General features: G+C 55.2%; 16 protein-coding genes. 2 read left to right on the top strand and 14 right to left on the bottom strand.

The window, feature by feature from the left end:
• Nucleotides 1-627 precede the first annotated feature (627 nt).
• The gene (locus KW062_RS28050; RefSeq protein WP_105753639.1) at nucleotides 628-1,107 is read right to left on the bottom strand and encodes a 3'-5' exoribonuclease; all 480 of its coding nucleotides are present in this window, start codon (nucleotides 1,105-1,107) and stop codon (nucleotides 628-630) included.
• Between the two features lie 466 nt (nucleotides 1,108-1,573).
• Here KW062_RS28050 and KW062_RS28045 point away from each other — a divergent pair, with 466 nt between their 5' ends.
• Nucleotides 1,574-1,909 (top strand): hypothetical protein, encoded by a 336-nt coding sequence (locus KW062_RS28045; RefSeq protein WP_105753641.1) that lies wholly within the window; start codon nucleotides 1,574-1,576, stop codon nucleotides 1,907-1,909.
• 256 nt (nucleotides 1,910-2,165) lie between these two features.
• On the opposite strand, the gene KW062_RS28040 is transcribed toward KW062_RS28045, so the two are convergent.
• The gene (locus KW062_RS28040) at nucleotides 2,166-3,128 is read right to left on the bottom strand and encodes an arsenic resistance protein (RefSeq protein WP_105753642.1); all 963 of its coding nucleotides are present in this window, start codon (nucleotides 3,126-3,128) and stop codon (nucleotides 2,166-2,168) included.
• A 92-nt stretch (nucleotides 3,129-3,220) separates the two neighbouring features.
• Between KW062_RS28040 and KW062_RS28035 the strand changes: the two genes are divergently transcribed.
• Nucleotides 3,221-3,655, top strand: coding sequence for a MerR family transcriptional regulator (locus KW062_RS28035; protein WP_105753643.1), 435 nt, complete (start codon nucleotides 3,221-3,223; stop codon nucleotides 3,653-3,655).
• A 150-nt stretch (nucleotides 3,656-3,805) separates the two neighbouring features.
• Here KW062_RS28035 and KW062_RS28030 read toward each other — a convergent pair whose 3' ends face one another.
• The 12 genes from KW062_RS28030 to KW062_RS27975 all read right to left on the bottom strand — a co-directional run bounded on the left by KW062_RS28030 (nucleotide 3,806) and on the right by KW062_RS27975 (nucleotide 15,822).
• Nucleotides 3,806-4,147, bottom strand: coding sequence for a copper-binding protein (locus tag KW062_RS28030; protein WP_105753644.1), 342 nt, complete (start codon nucleotides 4,145-4,147; stop codon nucleotides 3,806-3,808).
• Nucleotides 4,144-7,302, bottom strand: a complete 3,159-nt coding sequence (locus KW062_RS28025) for an efflux RND transporter permease subunit (protein WP_105753645.1) — start codon at nucleotides 7,300-7,302, stop codon at nucleotides 4,144-4,146. The genes KW062_RS28030 and KW062_RS28025 overlap by 4 nt, the downstream gene beginning before the upstream one ends.
• Nucleotides 7,299-8,780: an efflux RND transporter periplasmic adaptor subunit gene (locus tag KW062_RS28020; RefSeq protein WP_105753646.1), complete on the bottom strand. Its 1,482-nt coding sequence runs from the start codon at nucleotides 8,778-8,780 to the stop codon at nucleotides 7,299-7,301. Before KW062_RS28020 ends, KW062_RS28025 begins: the two co-directional genes overlap by 4 nt.
• A complete protein-coding gene (locus tag KW062_RS28015) occupies nucleotides 8,777-10,033 on the bottom strand; it encodes a TolC family protein (protein ID WP_105753647.1) in 1,257 nt (418 codons plus the stop codon). The genes KW062_RS28020 and KW062_RS28015 overlap by 4 nt, the downstream gene beginning before the upstream one ends.
• A 99-nt stretch (nucleotides 10,034-10,132) precedes the next feature.
• Nucleotides 10,133-10,474 (bottom strand): hypothetical protein, encoded by a 342-nt coding sequence (locus KW062_RS28010; RefSeq protein ID WP_105753648.1) that lies wholly within the window; start codon nucleotides 10,472-10,474, stop codon nucleotides 10,133-10,135.
• 658 nt (nucleotides 10,475-11,132) lie between these two features.
• Nucleotides 11,133-11,264, bottom strand: coding sequence for a YHYH domain-containing protein (locus KW062_RS28005; RefSeq protein ID WP_105753734.1), 132 nt, complete (start codon nucleotides 11,262-11,264; stop codon nucleotides 11,133-11,135).
• A gap of 73 nt (nucleotides 11,265-11,337) precedes the next feature.
• On the bottom strand, nucleotides 11,338-11,550 hold the full coding sequence (locus KW062_RS28000; protein ID WP_256350861.1) for a TraX family protein: 213 nt from the start codon (nucleotides 11,548-11,550) through the stop codon (nucleotides 11,338-11,340).
• Nucleotides 11,551-11,668: 118 nt separating this feature from the next.
• Nucleotides 11,669-12,106, bottom strand: a complete 438-nt coding sequence (locus KW062_RS27995) for a YqaA family protein (protein WP_105753649.1) — start codon at nucleotides 12,104-12,106, stop codon at nucleotides 11,669-11,671.
• A gap of 12 nt (nucleotides 12,107-12,118) precedes the next feature.
• On the bottom strand, nucleotides 12,119-13,255 hold the full coding sequence (locus KW062_RS27990) for a nickel/cobalt efflux protein RcnA (protein WP_105753650.1): 1,137 nt from the start codon (nucleotides 13,253-13,255) through the stop codon (nucleotides 12,119-12,121).
• Nucleotides 13,256-13,262: 7 nt separating this feature from the next.
• On the bottom strand, nucleotides 13,263-13,562 hold the full coding sequence (locus KW062_RS27985; RefSeq protein WP_101209371.1) for a metal-sensing transcriptional repressor: 300 nt from the start codon (nucleotides 13,560-13,562) through the stop codon (nucleotides 13,263-13,265).
• A 191-nt stretch (nucleotides 13,563-13,753) separates the two neighbouring features.
• Nucleotides 13,754-15,142: a heavy metal sensor histidine kinase gene (locus KW062_RS27980; RefSeq protein ID WP_105753651.1), complete on the bottom strand. Its 1,389-nt coding sequence runs from the start codon at nucleotides 15,140-15,142 to the stop codon at nucleotides 13,754-13,756.
• A complete protein-coding gene (locus tag KW062_RS27975) occupies nucleotides 15,139-15,822 on the bottom strand; it encodes a heavy metal response regulator transcription factor (RefSeq protein WP_105753652.1) in 684 nt (227 codons plus the stop codon). Before KW062_RS27975 ends, KW062_RS27980 begins: the two co-directional genes overlap by 4 nt.
• Between the last annotated feature and the right edge of the window lie 141 nt (nucleotides 15,823-15,963).

Below are 15,963 nucleotides of genomic sequence, written 5' to 3'. Positions count from 1 at the left end.
GCCTGGAAAGCAGCTCGGCGGTGCATGGGTAAGCACACTGTGCGCGACTCATGACGGCAGCGGTGGCTCGAAGACTGCAGGCTGACTGGCTTGCGTCCCAATCATATATAAGTGCCTTAACTGGATGCCACGCTCCAGGGAGGGCAGACACTCCAGCCCAAGTCGGGAGCTCCGCGCACTGATTGCTCTGGCTGGTCGGCTGCACCGGTTGAGTATGTGGAATATTTATATTCAGGCGACATTTGTGTCGGTTTTGCGACCATATAAAATGTTCTCCCTTGAAACCATTTTTAAAAACCGGAGATGTATATTTTGAACTCAAAAGAAAAGCAGCTTTGCCTGTGCCTACCTGTTTTTCACTTTGGAAATCAGGCTGGTTTGCTGGTCGCTTTTTTCATTTGATCCTTTCGATCTGATAGCTTTTTTAGCTCACTCCCAAGCAGATACCATCGCTTAGGGGTGCCCCTCCGCACCTTGTAACCTGCTCGTCAATTTGGGGCCGCAGGCCCCGGCTCGTTTTTGCCAACAAAGCCGAGTTTTTAAGCTTACTTTTTTGTGGTCTGTACGAGATCTGTTGTGATCAGAGATCAAAAAAGTCCAGCGAATCAGCAAGAGGCATAGCTCCGTCTAACCCGCCCAAGCTCCATCGGGATTCCCTCGGCTCACGGATGCAAACATGCCGGCGATAATCCTAGCGTCGAGCAACGCGTGGTGAGGCAGCTCTTCACCCTCGCTAGTCGGAGAAAGGGTCGTTGCGTCAGTAGGGAAATTACGAACGATTCTGGGCCATCGTCCGCCCTCATATACCAGGTCGCAAAAAAGCTCCCAATCGTACTGAGGGGCATCAGTGACGATCTCGACCTCCTTTTTGAACGACGTCAGAAACCTGAGCAGCGACATCCTGGCTTCAACAATGGGCAATGCGTAGCTCCCACCCCACAGCTGGGGAAGCACGATTTCCTTTACGAAATCACTGCAGTCTTCTTCTTGCCAAGTATCGAGCAATTCGACGTAGAATTCGCGCCCATCCTCAGCCACCAATGCGAGTGATATCAGCTTCGCTGCTGCTGATAGATGGGTAAACTCGCAATCAAGAAAGAGCCTCATATTGTCAGAACTCCGCAATGGCTAGGGCTCGCCTGGATATGGCGCAGGAAGGTCAGCTATGGGAAATGGCCCTCGAGCATCTTGGCTCAGACGGACTCCTCCAAGCGGTCATCGAAATGTGGAGCCGCGCCGCGCCTCCGCCCAGACCATTGGTTGAGCACCTGTCCATCAATCAGGTGAGTCAGGACGTCTTGAGCATACTGAAAATTGCCCAGCAGCGGGTAGGTGCCATCGTGCCAGGTCGAACGCCTGATGCAGGCACAGTCACGCTGTACGCACGTCACGCTAGCAACTTAGTTGACGGGCTCATTACACTGCTGCCAAAGGTGAAGCTTTCGCCAGCCTTACGAGGCTCTTGTCTTGAAATCGAACTGGGTATTTGACGTCCGCGCAGGCTCCTCGAACACCAGTCAGCAACAATCTTATTAAAACTTGCCCAGCGAAATGCGTCCCTTTGAGATGTTCTATGAACTCTGATTTAACTGAAGAAGAAATGCGTCGTGCCCTTTTTGGTACGCCTCAGCCAGAGGAGCAAGTTTCTACTCCGCTAGTGCAGGAGCCTGTGCCAGAGATCGCTTTAACAAAGCCAGCAGAGGCTCCAATAGCCAAGAAGAAAGCGGCGAAAGCCTTTACGCCAAGGCTCAAGGTTACGCTACGCGTCGGAAACGAATTCGAAGGAAAGATGCATGAGTTGATCCACGAGGCCGACACGTTGAGCTCGTTGCTTGCTGAGCAAGAGGCTGTGAGGGCTGCAAGGAAGAAATACAAATACGTGGAAGTGGAATCCGTTAAATCGATGTAGCACACGCCTCAAGTTTAGGTCGGACAAGTGCAATGTATTTTCAGATAGTCCGCCGACAAGTCACTGTAGAACCCGAGGGGTAGAAGGTTAAAACTTTCTGAAGCGACTGTTCTTTGGTATTTGAAAACCACCAAGCCCGAACAGCCGTGATTTTTTAATGATCAGTGGCTGTCTAAAAAATGGCACAGGAGGGCTTCTTGGGGCGCTGCTCGGCGGTATTTCGGCCCACTTCGCCCCCACCAAGTGGTGGTTGACGCTACGCTTTTCGCCAAACCAATGCAGGAATTACTCGGATGTAAATTAGCTCGCTGACCAACTCAATCAGCGTTTGAGTGATAACTGCTGCCGCAGCGAGCCCTCTGATTTCTTCGGGCAAAGCCAGTGCCAGGGGCAGAACCACCAATGAGTTGCGTGTCGAGCTACTGAACGCTACTGATCTTGCAGTGATGGCCGGCAATTTGAATGCTCGCGCAACCAGCGCACCAACCAATGGTGCCAAGAGCATGAAGCCAACGTAGACAGGAATGACGGGCAGCAGCTTGTCCATGTCTCTGACCACCGCTGAAATCTGAGAGCCGATCACTACGACCAATACAGCCGCCATAGCCGGTACAGGCATCCAAGCCCAAGCATTGTTCCAACCCTCAACGACGCGTGACCTTTCTGCACCGGCAGCTGTTGCTACCGCCAAGACCAAGGGCAAAGCGATCAGCACTACGAAGGCCTCAACAAATGGGCGGACAGATATAACCACTGCCGAGTCATTACCCAGCATTAAGGCCAGATACAGGGGCAGTAGAACAAGCTGTAGCAAGAGTAGTAATGGCGTTGCTGCCAGAGTCAGTTTGGAGTCGCCCTTACCGATATGGGTAAACACCACCACATAGTCGATACAAGGCGTCAGCAAGACCAACAGTGCACCCACCAGAATCGCGGGGTGATCCGTTATGCCCATGGTCAACGCCCAAACCAACAGGGGGATCGCGACGAAGTTGGCTGTGAGCAGCGCCGTCATGAAACGCTTGTTTGCGAGCCCTTCACGGAGATCCAGGAATGGGATCTGTAGAAACATGGCGTACATCAGCACAGCGATGGCTGGTGTCACCAACGCACCTAACGCTTGAGAAGCATTAGGTGCGAGCAGACCTCCGATAGCAGCGACAATGATCGCGACGAAGTAGACGGGAATCTGGTTCTTCTCTAGCTGTTCTCTGTCCACGAAATGCCCTTAAACGCGTGAAATCAATTTTCGATTGAGCAGGGTAATATCTGTAGCCACTACAGGTTCAAGGAAATGCTTGGGGAATTCGCATGTCAGGAATTGGGGCGTTGTCTAAATCAACGGGTTGCCACATTGAGACGATTCGCTACTACGAGAAAATAGGCCTTTTACCGCCGGCCCTGCGGTCGACCGGCAGGCACCGAATCTACACAGAGAAGCATCGTTCAAGACTCGTGTTCATCCGTCAGAATCGTGAGTTAGGATTTCCCCTCGACGATATACGAGAACTCATCGCGCTCGCAGCAGATGCTGATCGTCCGTGTGCTGACGCACTGTCCGTGGTCAAGAAACACTTGGCAGAAGTAGAGTCTAAGGTCGCTAAGCTGCAGCAGATCCGGGGAGAACTGCTTTCCATGGCTGGCACGTGTGAATCAACTTGCTTGGGTTCAAACACCCCAGATTGCACGATTGTAGAGTCCTTGTTCGAACCCGCTGCCGGGACGCGCTCCGGTTGCTGCTCCTAGGCGAATCAAGACGCGTGGGGGAAGAAAGCTGCCATCGAGACCTAATAACGCAAAAGTCTCAGAGGTATATCGAGCGTCCGCATAGCAAAGAGGGATTCTGAAGAGACAAACCGACACGATGAACCGTGCCGGTTTTTTATCACCGCAGGCTCATTTCCTTATAGAAACAATTGTGGCTTTGCCACCCTCTAGGCGAAAGGAAAACGAGACGCGATCTCCGGCTGCCAGCCCTGTCAACTGATCCTCTGTCGCGGAAAAAGCCATAGTCATCGGTGGCCATTGCACTGATGGAACAGCGCCATGGGCAATGGTCACGGTATGCTTCGTAGGATCGATAGCCTTGATCGTTCCGTCGACGGTGGCTACTGGAGCTTGCTTTGTTTCTTGCTTCATTTCCATACCCTCCATTTTCATGCCCGGCATGTCCTCAGCATGGACAGAAAGTGAAAGCGCAAATACGGTGCTTGCAACTGCAATCATGGTCAGTTTCATACGACTTTTCCTTGAGGGTTGATGGGTTCAACTATGAGGTGCCGGCGACGCATCAGGCGATAGGCTGCCGGAATGACAAACAGGGAAAGCAATGGGGCCGTGATCATGCCGCCGACCATAGGCGCGGCGATGCGGCTCATCACTTCGCTACCAGTACCGCTGCCCAACAAAATGGGTAAAAGGCCGGCAATGATCACGGCAACGGTCATGGCCTTGGGTCGAACGCGCTGCACAGCGCCTTCGCGAATGGCCGCAACCAGCCCACGCTCAGTGTTGTCGCCGAGGTCTTCACGCTCGGCCCAGGCGTTCTTCAGGTAGAGCAGCATGATCACGCCAAATTCGGCAGAAACACCGGCCAGTGCGATAAAGCCGACTCCGGTGGCTACCGACAGGTTGAACCCCAACAGATAGAGGAACCATGCCCCGCCAGTCAGTGCGAATGGCAACGTGGCCATGATCAACAACGCCTCATCGAATCGGGCAAAAGTCAGGTAGAGCAGCACGAAGATGATCAACAGCGTGGCAGGCACCACCAGTTTGAGGCGTGCGTTAGCCCGTTCCAGAAATTCGAACTGCCCTGAGTAACTCAGGCTCATGCCGGGCTGCAACTTGACCTGCTCATTGACGACCTGGCGTAGATCGGCGACCACAGAAGCAATGTCCCGACCACGCACATCGATATACACCCAGCCTGAAGGCCGTGCGTTCTCGCTCTTGAGCATTGGCGGCCCGTCGCTGACCTTGACCTTCGCCACAGTGCCGAGGGTGATCTGGCTGCCTAACGGAGTGTAAATCGGTAATCGCTCCAGGCTGCCGACCGAGTCACGCCACTCACGTGGGTAACGCACGTTAATCGGAAAGCGTGCGAGACCTTCAATGGTCTCCCCGACGTTTTCACCGCCGATAGCGCCGGCCATGATGGACTGCACATCAGAGATGTTCAATCCATAGCGAGCGGCAGCCTTTCGGTCGATATCCACGTCAATGTAGCGGCCACCAGTCAGTCGCTCGGCAAGAGCCGAACTGACACCGGGCACGTCTTTGGCCACCCGCTCGACCGCTTGGGTGACGGCATCAATTTCCGTCAAATTGGTGCCGGCGACCTTTACTCCAATAGGGCTTTTGATGCCCGTAGCCAACATATCGATACGGTTGCGAATCGGTGGTATCCATATATTCGTAAGGCCAGGGACTCGTACCACTCGATCCAGTTCCTCCACTAATTTTTCCTGTGTCATGCCTGGGCGCCATTGCTCCTGTGGTTTGAACTGGATCGTGGTTTCAAACATTTCCAGCGGCGCCGGGTCGGTTGCAGTTTCAGCACGTCCAGCTTTACCGAAGACATGTTCGACCTCTGGAACAGTCTTGATCAGGCGGTCTGTTTGTTGCAGCAATTGCGCCGCTTTCTGCGCCGACAATCCCGGCAGGGCTGAAGGCATATAGAGCAGATCGCCCTCGTCCAACGGGGGGAGAAACTCGCCGCCCAAGCGCGACATTGGCCATAGCGCGCTGACAAAGACCAGCAACGCGACAAGCAGCGTGATCTTTGGTCGACGCAAGACCGCGTCCAGAGCTGGCTGGTAGATCCGGATCAGCCAACGGTTTAGCGGGTTATGTTGCTCAGTGGGGATTCGACCCCGAATCCAATAGCCCATCAGCACTGGCACCAAGGTCACTGACAATCCTGCCGCTGCGGCCATGGCGTAGGTCTTGGTGAAAGCTAATGGGCCGAACAATCGCCCTTCCTGCGCTTCCAGGGTAAAAACCGGAATGAACGAGAGGGTGATGATCAATAAACAGAAGAACAGTGCCGGGCCTACCTCTGCCGCTGCTTCGGTCATCACGTGCCAATGACGCTCACCCTTCAGTTCCTCCCCAGGATTGGCCGCGTGCCAGGCCTCAACCTTCTTGTGGGCGTTCTCGATCATCACCACGGCGGCATCGACCATCGCGCCGATGGCGATGGCAATCCCGCCCAAGGACATGATGTTGGCATTGATCCCTTGGTAGCGCATGACGATGAAGGCAATCAGCACCCCAACTGGCAGCGAGATAATCGCCACCAGCGATGAGCGCAAGTGCCAGAGAAAGATTCCACAGACCAACGCGACGACGATGAACTCTTCGATCAGCTTGTGGCTGAGGTTTTCAACAGCGCGGTCAATCAGCTTGCTGCGGTCGTAGGTGGTGACGATTTCCACCCCGGTCGGCAGACTGCTTTTCAGTTCGTCGAGTTTGGTCTTGACCGCCGCAATGGTCTCGCGAGCATTCTTGCCGCTGCGCAAAATCACCACACCGCCGACGGTCTCGCCTTCGCCGTCGAGTTCTGTAATGCCCCGCCGCATTTCCGGCCCCAATTGAATCGTGGCGACATCGCCAAGGGTTACCGGCACACCACCCGCACCCAACTTAAGCGGGATCGCCCGGAAGTCATTGAGCGTCTTCAGATAGCCCGAAGCGCGCACGATGAACTCGGTCTCTGCCATCTCCAGCACGGCACCACCGGTTTCCTGATTGGCCTTACCGATGGCGTCGGTCACCTCAGCCTGAGTGATACCGAGGCTGGCCAATTTCAGCGGATCGAGCTGCACTTGGTACTGCTTAACCATGCCACCCACGGTGGCCACTTCCGCAACGTTCGGCAGGGTCTTGAGTTCAAACTTGAGGAACCAGTCCTGAAGAGCGCGGAGCTGTGCCAAATCGTGCCCGCCACTGCGATCCACCAGTGCGTACTGATAGATCCAACCCACCCCCGTCGCATCCGGCCCCAACGCCGGCTTGGCGCTGGCCGGCAAGCGGCTTTGTATCTGACTCAGGTACTCCAACACCCGCGAGCGAGCCCAATACAAGTCAGTGCCGTCTTCGAACAACACGTACACGAAGCTATCTCCGAAGAAGGAATAACCGCGTACCGTCTTAGCGCCCGGCACCGAGAGCATGGTGGTGGCCAACGGATAGGTCACCTGGTTCTCGACAATCTGCGGCGCTTGCCCCGGATAAGGGGTGCGGATGATCACCTGAACATCGGAGAGATCCGGCAGTGCATCGATGGGCGTGCTCTGTACCGACCAAATGCCCCAAGCCGTGACAAACAGCGTCGCCAGTAGCACCAGGAATCGGTTGGCCACTGACCAACGAATGAGGGCAGCAATCATGGCTGGCTCCCCGATTTATCCAGGCGCTCAACACGCAAACCATCATCGGACTGGCTCACCGCGATACGAACCTTGTCACCCGCTTTGAGACCCTGCATCAGCGACGGATTGGCGAGTGGAAACGTCATCGTCATGCCAGGCATGCCGAGTGTCTTGAAGGGGCCGTGGGCAAGCGTGACTTCTTTATCGTTGATCTCAACGATCTGCCCATCCGCTTCATGAAAGCTGGAGGCTGCTGCGCTGGGTGGTGACTGTTCCTCCGAGCTTGCAACAATGCCCTTAAGACTGGCCTCCGAGTCGAGCAGGAACTGACCAGAGGTAACCACCTTCTGGCCTTCTTCCAGACCCTTCAATATCGCCGTTTTGCCATCGCTTTCCTGCCCGAGGTGTACCTCCACGGGACGGTAGCGACCAGCGTCTTCGGCGAGCATCACCAGGGCTCGTCGGCCAGTTCGAATCACCGCCTCACTCGGCACCCACAATACACTTTGCTCGGTCGAACGATTCAGGCGTACCTGCGCCGTCAAACCCGGTCTGAGGCGCCCGTCCGGATTGGGTAACTCCACACGTACCCGAAGGGTGCGACTGTCCGGATTTGTCTCGGGCAAAATCGCGCCGACCTTGCCACTGAGTGTTATTCCTGGGAAGGCTGGCAGACGCGCTTCGACCGCCTGCCCCACGGCGATAGCTCCGGAATCCGATTCTGGAACGGCCACGGCTAGCCAGACACTGCTCAAGCCATTGACGCGTGCCAGAGTGTCGCCAGTCGCCACGGTCATGCCCGCACGAACATTCAATTCTTGCAGCACACCACCAATAGGGCTGGTGAGCGTCAGGTAAGGCTGAACCTTACCGCCACGCTCTACCTGAGTAATCAGTGTTGCCGGCATCCCTGTGAGCCGCAATCGCTGGCGGGCCGCAGCCAACAGGTCAGCATCCCCATTGCGCTTCAGCGCAAGGAACTCTGTCTGGGCGGATGTCCACTCGGGCACCAGGATATCCGCCAACGCCGCGTTGGCTTTGAGTACATCGCCGGGAGCGTGGGCATAGACCCTCTCCACAAAGCCAGTGGTGCGGGCCTGAATCACCGCGACATCGCGCTCGTTGAATCCCAAGACTCCTGTGACGTCGAGACTGGAATCAAAGATCCCACGGGTGACAGTTGCAAAACGCAGACCGAGATTCTGGGTAAGACTCGGATCGATACTGACAGTCGCACGATCCCCTGCGCCACCGGCGTACTTAGGAATAAGTTGCATGTCCATGAAGGGGGACTTACCCGGCTTATCGAACTTTTGCTGCGGGTACATGGGGTCATACCAATACAGAGCCTTGCGTTCGTCAGGTGAATCGTGGCTCTGCTCCTGGGCAGAACTGGATACCCCATTCATGCGCTGTTGAGCGAACCAGTAACCTCCGGCAATACCGAATGCCAGCGAGATGCCAACCAGCAATGCCCCATTCCATTTAAGGTTCATTGACTGGCCTCCCAATAAGCAAAATACAGACGCGCACTGGTCAGCGCTCGTTGCTCCTCCACGTCGATCTGTTTGAGGCGGGCTTCGATGAGTTCACGTCGGGCGGCAATAACGGCGTTTAAATCACCTTTGCCGACACGGTAGCTGGCCATGCTGAGTTCGACCTTTTCCCTGGCCAGCGGCAACAGGCTTTCCTGGTTGCGACTTACCGCACGATTCAAGCGCTCATAGTCAGCCAGTTCGTTTTCCAGTTGCTGAGTGTGCTCGCGTGACAGAGCATCGCGCTCAGCCTCAAGCTGACTGAGTTCAGCCTGTTTGGCTGCGATTTTGGGATTTTGCCGAGAGTCAGGAAACAGCGGTAGATCCCAGGAAAATTGCACACTTACCATGTCGCCAAACTCACGGCCACGGCGCTGGTAATCCAGTTCCCAGCTCCAGTCCGACTGCTTCTCCGACACGGCTTCACGAACCTTGGCTTGCGCTTCACGGGTCATCGGTGCAAACGCTGCCAACTCGGGATGGTGTTGCAGTTTATGGGCGTAGCTTGATGGATCGACAGGCCATTGAGGCAAGCTGCCCACAGGCTTGTCGTTGGCGGCGGAGCCTATCCAGCGTTTGAGGGCCGCTCGGGCCTGCACGCGCTGGCGAACCAGATCGTCCTGTTGCTCCTCCAGTTGAGCCGCTTCTTGCTTGGGTGTCACCGCATCGGCGGGTTGAGCGCGGCCACCGGCAATCTGGGCCCGGACGGTATCGGTCAGCAGGCGGTTCTCTTTGTAGAAGTCCTGGAACAGCGCATCTTTGCGCTCAACCGAGTAGCTGCTGATCCAGGCCAACGCCGTGGACTGGCGTACCTTCAGGCGCTCGACTCCACGCTCTGCCGCAGCTCGATCAATGGCCGCATCGGCGACCTCAATGCGTGCTTTGCGCTTGTCGCTGTTGGGCATCTCTTGTCTGACCCCGACCATTTGCATGGTCATGAAGTCCCGGTCGATGCTCCATCGATCCGGGCCGCCAATGGGGTAGTTCTGCACACCCACCAATAACTTGGGATCGGGTAATTCACCAGCGGGGATGGCTGCACTGCTGGCAGCCTGAATTTTCGCGTCTTGTGCGGTCAGCGACGGCGCATTGTTTTCGGCCAGCCGCAACGCTTCATCGAGTGTCAATGCGGCAGCGAAGCTCGGCAATGCCAGTACGCTTGCCGCCAAACCGGCCACGAGGGGCCAACCTGTGCAATAGCACTTGGGGTTCATGTTCACGATTCCTGTGATGATCCACTGCGCGCTTCATAAGACATGCACGCAGATATGCCATTCCGCTAAAGCGGAATGAGGCTCAGTGTGGTACAGGAATCAAACGCGAGGGGGTCGCCAAACCCAGGACGAGGTCTTTACAGGCAAGGAATCGCTGAAGAATGAAATCACTTCGGGGCTGAATACGGTTACAGGAGGCTTTAAGATCGAGACTTGCAGCATGCCGCCCGACTTGCATTCCTGGCCCGGCTTACAAGGTTTGCCGTGATCGGAAGGGCCTTTCATATCGTTGCAGCAGTCCATCCCCATATCGTCCATCATCGCCATGCCCATCGTCTTCATTGGGCACGGTTCTGTCGGTGCCTGAACGCCCGCCATCCCGCTGAGGGGAAGCGCCAAGCTGATCATGAAGATGATGCAAAACCGCAGATAGCGTTTCATGGTCTGGAGTCTAGTCGCTGCAAATGGCTCTTACAAATGGAAGCGGTCGACCCAATAGGCCTGCCAAAGGCGATAAAACAAATCCTAAGTTAAGCCAACATTACCGACGCGAAATAAAGTTTCTGACACGCAGTTTCTAGATCTGCAAGTGGTTAAAAAACGATCAAGGCATCACTCAAGCCAATCCAGCCGAGACGCATCATTTCGCCTACGCAACTGCTTGGCTAGGTTATCTCAGCTGCCATTGCATAAGGATGATACTCACTGCCAAACCGAGTGTAAGGATTCCGATTCCAAGCAAAACTCCGATAAGCAGAGGACGTTTCCACAAGGCCCTAACCTCCGGTTTTCGCATGCTCAACGAATATTGAGTACAAGCGTGAGAGCAATTACCAAGCCAGTAGGTAGGGTCACCACGAGTGGGCGATGGAATGGCCACTTCAGGACGGTAGATTCATATTGCCTCACGGAGAATTCCCCAAAAGTGGAGTGATCTCCCTCACATATAGTGCTGAGTGCCCGAGATTGGGCAGGTATTGGGGCTATGACCCAGCCATTAGCTGTCCTTTACGGTTTTGCTCGATGGTGCCTAACTGGCCTCCACAAATCTGAAGAAGCCAGCTGCATCAAGCCCAGCATCAAGCTGGGCTTTTGCCGTTTAGTGGCAGTGGTAGTCGTTCGTTTTATGGTTGCGATGGCAACCTTTTGAATCAGTACCGCCGCTGTGCGCGAAGGCAGCAACGGATGTAATCGAAAGTAAAGCGGCGATCAAAAGGGCAGACAGTTTCATCAGGGCTTGCTCCATGCTAATTTTTTTATACTTGTGAGACCTCTCACGCATCGCAGCGTATGGCTAATTGCCTTCATTGGGCAAGCGAGTTCCTTATTCTCCCTGAGGAAGTGCTGATATAGCGGTAAGGCGCTTCTGAAATGGCGGCGAACAACGGCATCAAGGCGAGGCAACGACTATTAGCAGGCGTCAGCAGTTCGCGCGATTTGGAGCGCAATACGTTGGCCGCGATGGCGCTACAGAAGAGCGGAAAAGAGAGTCGTCCCCGAACGGACAGATAGCCCATCTCCGGCTTTACCTACTGCAGATGGTCGATACCCATGGTCAGCATCGCCAGCCACTTGATCAGATCCAGGCTGCTGCTTCGGCTCTTGAGCGAGATATGTTGGTCGTATAAGCCATCATCAAGCCCAACCCAGGGTGACAGCGGTCAGCACGAGATAACGAATGCCCTTGGCCAGGGTAACTATCAGCAGGAAGCTCCAGATAGGCTCGCGCATCACTCCAGCAACGACCGTTAATGGATCGCCAATGATGGGCACCCAGCTCAGCAATAACGACCAGCGCCCATAGCGCAAGTAGAATTGCTCGGCCTTTTCGAGCTTGCTCTCGCTCACCGGAAACCAGCGCTTGTGGTGCAATCGCTCAATGGAGCGACCCAACACCCAATTCAGCGTAGAACCGAGAACGTTGCCGAAGGTGGCGACCGTCAATAACGTCGAAGCGATGTACCGGTCTGAGAGCAACATCGCGACTAGCACGGCTTCAGATTGCATTGGCAATAACGTAGCGGCACCGAATGCCGCCAGAAAAAGACCAACGTAGCTGGTGAGTTCGAACACTCAAACATCGCCTTACGCGGTCAGGCCCATCCAGCCATGGAAGCCCACGTACAGACCAACACCAATGATCAACACGCTGGATAGGTACGGTGCACGACGAGCCACGGTGCCCAGCCACGGCCAGCGATTGGAGGCCTGTTTAGCACCGATGGCTGCCGCAGCACCGACCGTGACTAAGGTAAGGGCCAAGCCGATGCTGAAGCACAGGACGAGCATGCCACCCAGCGCCACTTCTTTAACCTGAAGACACAGCAACAGAACGGTGATGGCAGCCGGACAAGGAATCAAACCGCCCGTCAAACCGAACACGACGATCTGGCCCGTGGTGACCTCGCGGTTGGTGAAGCGCTTACGGATATCGTTGGCATGTGCGCGCTCGTGTGCATCCTGATAGCCGTCAATCGACAACTCCAGACCTTCCAGTTCGGAATGCGCATGCCCGTGATCATGCTCCTGGTAGTCCAGATCATAATCATGGGAGTGGCCTGCATGCCCAAGACTCAGGCGAGCACTGAACTCATGAGGTTCCGGGATATCGACTGTCGATTCTAGGAAGCCTTCACGCTCAGAAAATAAGAACGCTTGGGTGCTGCCGTCTGGACGGGTAGTCATCAGGCGAACATCCGAGGCCGCCCAGGAGTGTCCGGTCAATGTCTTCAGGCGCCAATGCGGTGGTATGCCTTGTTCGAAAATCGACAGTTCGATGCGCCCGTGGCCGGTATCGATTCGGTGGGTTTCATCATGATGTCCATGGTCATGCTCGCCGTGGTGGTGGTCATCACCTTGCTCGAACTTGAACATCTGCTCACCGCGCCAGGTACGCCACAGCATCCAAAGCGCAATTGCGATGATCAGTGCAGAGGACGCGAGCTGGAAGTATGGTTCAGTGGTTTGTGCGTCCAAGCCTTTGCCCAGATACATCCCGCCGATAGCGACTAGCCACACTACGGCAGTGTGCGAAAGCGTAGCGGCCAAGCCCAGTAACACAGCCTGTTTAACCGAGCCACGAATGGCCACGATGAACGCCGCCATCATGGTCTTTGAGTGGCCGGGCTCCAGGCCATGCAAGGCACCGAGCAAAATAGCGCTCGGGAAATACAGCCAGGCGTGGGCCCCGCCTTGTTGCAGCAGTTCAGCGAAATTGGGCATTTCAGACCTAGAGGTACTTGGTGATTTGTTTGAACGCTTCCAGCGGTGCGCGCTCGCCATTACCTAACGCCGAAACGGTGTCCTCAAGGCAGTGATCGATGTGATCCTGGATGAGCGTGCGCTTCGCCTGGCAGACCGCTTTTTCGACAGCGTGCAACTGCTGAGCAATGTCCACGCATTCACGACCCTCTTCGATCATGGTGATGATGCCGCGCAAATGGCCATCAGCCCGCTTGAGGCGCTTGATGATCGCCTCGTGACTTTGGTGGGTGTGCGGATGGCTATGTTGGTGTTCTTGCTCACTCATGGCTTGAGCCTCGGGCCTCAATGAATTACGCCGGCATCCTATCCCCCCAGGGGGGATAGGTCAAACGTATCAAAACACGATAAGACGAGTTGAAACCCGAACGTCATGTTCAGCAGAACACTCACAATGACGGTGGTACTCGCGTTTGTTGTTGCCATGTTTGTGGACAGGGCCGGGCGATCTCTTTGCTTTCACCCTTGGTCAGCAGGCCACGCGGGTAGGCTGATCATAAAGGTCGTATGGCCATCTCTGGAGACACATCCAACGGTGCCGTCATGGGCGTCGACCAGTGATTTGACGATTGCCAGCCCTAACCCCGCATGGTTCGTAGCGCTCTCTCTCCGTGCGGGATCGACTCGGTAAAAACGGTCAAACAGCCGGGGCTGATGCTCTACCGCTATCTCCTCGCCGGGGTTTTCCACTGACAAGCTGATCATGTCGCCAAGGGGCTCGATTTTCACGGAGATCGTACAGTCAGGTGGGGTATACCTGAGCGCATTGGACAGCAAATTCGAGATCGTCCGATCCAGCATCGTCCCGTCACCATTCACCGCGCCGTGCCCGACGACCTGCAGCTTTACCCCTGTGTCGTCTGCGAGAAGCTGGTAATACTCGAACAATTTCTCGACGACCGAACGCAACTCGATTTTCTCTTTGGCAGGTAGAACCAGACCGTTGTCCGACTTTGCTAAGAAAAGCATGCCGTCAATAATGCTGGAGAGTCGGTTCAGATCTTCCAGGTTGGAATAAAGATTCTCTTCATAATCCTCTGGTGCACGTTTCTTTGTGAGGATGACTTCGGTATGTGTGCGCAGATTGCTGATAGGAGTACGTAGCTCGTGCGCGATATCGGCTGAAAAGTTAGACAACCGAGCAAATGACTCTTCAAGGCGAGCCAGCATAGCGTTAAACGAAGTGACAAGGAGCTCAAGCTCGCGGGGCACAGAATCCATCGGAATACGCTCCTTCAGCGATCCGGCTGACATCGAGGCCGCGACTTTCGTCACTTGTGCTACCGGCTTCAGCCCGCTGAGCGCGACCAACCACCCTAAACCTGCGCTAACCAACGCGCTAATCGCCAGCCCGATCACTAACCACCAGCGCAGAGTTTCAACGAAATGCATATGGCTTGTGATGTCTAGACTCAGCCACGCGGTCATTGGCTCAGCTTCATTCGCCAAATGAACTTGGGCTTTCATGCCTCGGTACTTATGGCTTCCAGCTGTCCACTCCCACATCTCTTCCCTCGGGTCACCAGAGGAGGAAGAAGGATGTCCAACTGCATTTGAAGTTGCGAAGAACGTCTTCCCGCCCATCGCGATAATTGAGGCTGAGAGTTCCTGGTGAGCACCAAGGAGTGCTTGTAGCTGCAACACAACTTCTGAAGGGTCTGCGGAGCCAGCTTCGCCATCCATTATTTGCCTAATGGATTCGAGCTTTTCCGTCATCGCTTGACGGTCGAGAGCTTTGAAGTGATGTTGGCTGAATCCGTCAAAAGTAAAGCCTGCAACTACCAGCACGGCGACCACGGCACAGACAAACATCATGCTTAAACGGAGGGTAAGAGATGCGCGCTTCATTCTGTATCCGGAGCATCTAGCATGTATCCCATTCCCCTCGCGGTCTGAATCATCTTGGTGTCGAAATCGTCGTCGATTTTGGCCCGGAGCCGACGAATCGCGACTTCGATCACGTTGGTATCACTGTCGAAATTCATGTCCCAAACCTGCGATGCGATCAGTGATTTCGGCAAGACTTCTCCCCGACGGCGCATCAGCAGCTCTAGCAGCGAATATTCCTTGGCAGTAAGGTCAATACGTCGACCTGACCGCGAAGCCCGTCGCTTCAGAAGATCGACCTCTAGATCACCGATCTTGATTGATGTCTGGTTGGGTACGGCGGCACCACGGCGAAGCAAGCTTCTGACGCGAGCAAGCAACTCGGAAAATGCGAAGGGTTTGACTAAATAATCGTCTGCACCTAATTCCAAACCTTTGACCCGGTCGTCAACTCCGTCCCTGGCCGTCAGAAACAGCACAGGAACAGTGCTCCCGGCTGTGCGGATAGAGCGAATGACCTCCCAGCCATTCAGGCCCGGCATCATTACGTCCAGGATTAGAAGATCGTAGGCCTCATTTTGCGCCTGGTGCAGCGCCTCTGTTCCCGTCACAACCCGGTCGACACTGAAGCCAGCTTCCAGGAGGCCTTGCTGTAGGTACATTCCAATTTTGGGTTCGTCTTCTGCAACCAAGATTTTCATGCAGGGGCTCCGGTTTTGCGGTGTTCTAGTGTGCTACCAATCTGACGACTGTGCGGAAGCTTACGCAAATGTAATTGCCCCAACAGCAAACGGATAGCTCCCAGGCAAGACGGGGTCGGGGGCGGTGGATTGAGGGAGAGC

It is taken from the genome of Pseudomonas fluorescens (assembly GCF_019212185.1).
Lineage (GTDB): Bacteria > Pseudomonadota > Gammaproteobacteria > Pseudomonadales > Pseudomonadaceae > Aquipseudomonas.
This window is presented reverse-complemented; position numbering and strand designations above follow the sequence as displayed.

Bases quoted from the DNA above. Each gene is read 5' to 3' on its own strand.
- KW062_RS28050 (WP_105753639.1), bottom strand. From the start codon at position 1,107: ATGAGGCTCTTTCTTGATTGCGAGTTTACCCATCTATCAGCAGCAGCG.
- KW062_RS28045 (WP_105753641.1), top strand. From the start codon at position 1,574: ATGAACTCTGATTTAACTGAAGAAGAAATGCGTCGTGCCCTTTTTGGT.
- KW062_RS28035 (WP_105753643.1), top strand. From the start codon at position 3,221: ATGTCAGGAATTGGGGCGTTGTCTAAATCAACGGGTTGCCACATTGAG.
- KW062_RS28030 (WP_105753644.1), bottom strand. From the start codon at position 4,147: ATGAAACTGACCATGATTGCAGTTGCAAGCACCGTATTTGCGCTTTCA.
- KW062_RS28025 (WP_105753645.1), bottom strand. From the start codon at position 7,302: ATGATTGCTGCCCTCATTCGTTGGTCAGTGGCCAACCGATTCCTGGTG.
- KW062_RS28020 (WP_105753646.1), bottom strand. From the start codon at position 8,780: ATGAACCTTAAATGGAATGGGGCATTGCTGGTTGGCATCTCGCTGGCA.
- KW062_RS28015 (WP_105753647.1), bottom strand. From the start codon at position 10,033: ATGAACCCCAAGTGCTATTGCACAGGTTGGCCCCTCGTGGCCGGTTTG.
- KW062_RS28010 (WP_105753648.1), bottom strand. From the start codon at position 10,474: ATGAAACGCTATCTGCGGTTTTGCATCATCTTCATGATCAGCTTGGCG.
- KW062_RS28005 (WP_105753734.1), bottom strand. From the start codon at position 11,264: ATGAAACTGTCTGCCCTTTTGATCGCCGCTTTACTTTCGATTACATCC.
- KW062_RS28000 (WP_256350861.1), bottom strand. From the start codon at position 11,550: ATGGGCTATCTGTCCGTTCGGGGACGACTCTCTTTTCCGCTCTTCTGT.
- KW062_RS27990 (WP_105753650.1), bottom strand. From the start codon at position 13,255: ATGCCCAATTTCGCTGAACTGCTGCAACAAGGCGGGGCCCACGCCTGG.
- KW062_RS27985 (WP_101209371.1), bottom strand. From the start codon at position 13,562: ATGAGTGAGCAAGAACACCAACATAGCCATCCGCACACCCACCAAAGT.
- KW062_RS27980 (WP_105753651.1), bottom strand. From the start codon at position 15,142: ATGAAGCGCGCATCTCTTACCCTCCGTTTAAGCATGATGTTTGTCTGT.
- KW062_RS27975 (WP_105753652.1), bottom strand. From the start codon at position 15,822: ATGAAAATCTTGGTTGCAGAAGACGAACCCAAAATTGGAATGTACCTA.